The sequence below is a fragment of the Neisseria sp. P0021.S005 genome, from assembly GCF_051956955.1.
In genome coordinates this window covers 1-1,387 of the sequence record NZ_JBQCWY010000769.1, presented here as the reverse complement: position 1 = coordinate 1,387, position 1,387 = coordinate 1, and the positions used below count along the sequence as shown (strand labels likewise).

The 1,387-nt window shown below is 51.0% G+C and carries 1 protein-coding gene; it reads right to left on the bottom strand.

Annotated features, from left to right (window positions below; translation table 11 throughout):
* Positions 1-230: 230 nt before the first annotated feature.
* Positions 231-1,301, bottom strand: coding sequence for a tRNA (adenosine(37)-N6)-threonylcarbamoyltransferase complex transferase subunit TsaD (tsaD, locus tag ACTHUE_RS19140; RefSeq protein WP_004520888.1), 1,071 nt, complete (start codon positions 1,299-1,301; stop codon positions 231-233).
* Between the last annotated feature and the right edge of the window lie 86 nt (positions 1,302-1,387).

Genomic DNA, 1,387 nt, shown 5'->3' with positions numbered 1-1,387 from the left:
AAACAACAAATTGGACGCTATCGCAGCCAGCAAACCTTTGGATAAATTCGTCATTTCAGACGGCCTTTTGCAATCAATCAAAGTTAATATTGTAGAAAAAACGGATGAAAAAATTACTCATCTTTTTGAATGAAGTTTTACCGTAAACATCCGTTTCATTAAAGGCCGTCTGAAAACCATGTTTTCAGGTTTTCAGACGGCCTTTCATTGCATCAAAGCAGTCTAATGCATCAACCCTGCTTCACAATATCCGACAGCGGCCAGCGCGGCTTGACATTGAATGCGCCGACAGCCTGACGCTCGGCAAGACGCATCGCGCCGGCAAAGGCAATCATTGCTCCGTTGTCGGTACAATATGCCATCGGCGGGAAATAAACATTGATTTTTTCTTCCTGCGGCTTTGGTTTGCCTTTTTCAGATGGCATTTTGACGGTTAAGCGCGAAAATTCATCACGCAGCTTCCAGTTTGCACCCACACCGCCGGCAACCACCAAAGTTCTGAAGCCGGTATCCAACAACGCTTTTTTGGCTTTGGCCGCCAACACGTCAACCACCGCATCTTGGAAAGCGCGGCAAATGTCGTTACGTGTCTGCTCGGGAATTTCATCGTTGCCGGTTTCGGCGCGGACTTTTTCGACAGCGGTCAAAACGGCTGTTTTCAAACCGGAAAAGCTCATCTGCAAATCGTGCGAATGGAGCATAGGACGTGGGAATGTGAAGGCATCAGGCGTGCCGAGTTTGGCCAGCTCGGATAATTTGGCACCGCCGGGATAAGGCAAACCTAAAAGCTTGGCCGTTTTGTCGAACGCCTCGCCTGCCGCATCATCCACGCTTTCACCCAGCAAGGTGTAATCGCCGATACCGCGTACAGCCATAAATTGTGTATGCCCGCCCGACACCAGCAAAGCGACAAATGGAAATTCAGGCTTGTCGTCTGCCAACAAAGGCGAGAGCAAATGGCCTTCAAGATGGTGGACAGGGATAACGGGCTTACCGATGGCAAATGCCAAGGCGTTGGCGAAGCCTGAACCGGCCAGCAATGCGCCGCCCAAGCCCGGACCTTGCGTAAAGGCAACCGCGTCGATGTCGGCATAGCCTACGCCTGCTTCCTTCAAGCAACCTTGCGTCAACGGCACGACACGGCGGATATGGTCGCGACTGGCCAATTCGGGGACAACGCCGCCGTATTCGGCGTGCATCGCCATTTGTGTGTGCAAATGATGCGCCAACAGGCCGCGCTCGGTATCGTAGAGCGCAACGCCGGTTTCGTCGCAAGATGATTCAATTCCTAATACCAACATGGTTTGAGGCCGTCTGAAAAAATGATTAAAAACGATTCAGACGGCGTTTTCTCCGAAAACGGAAAAAGGCCGTCTGAAATAAAGTG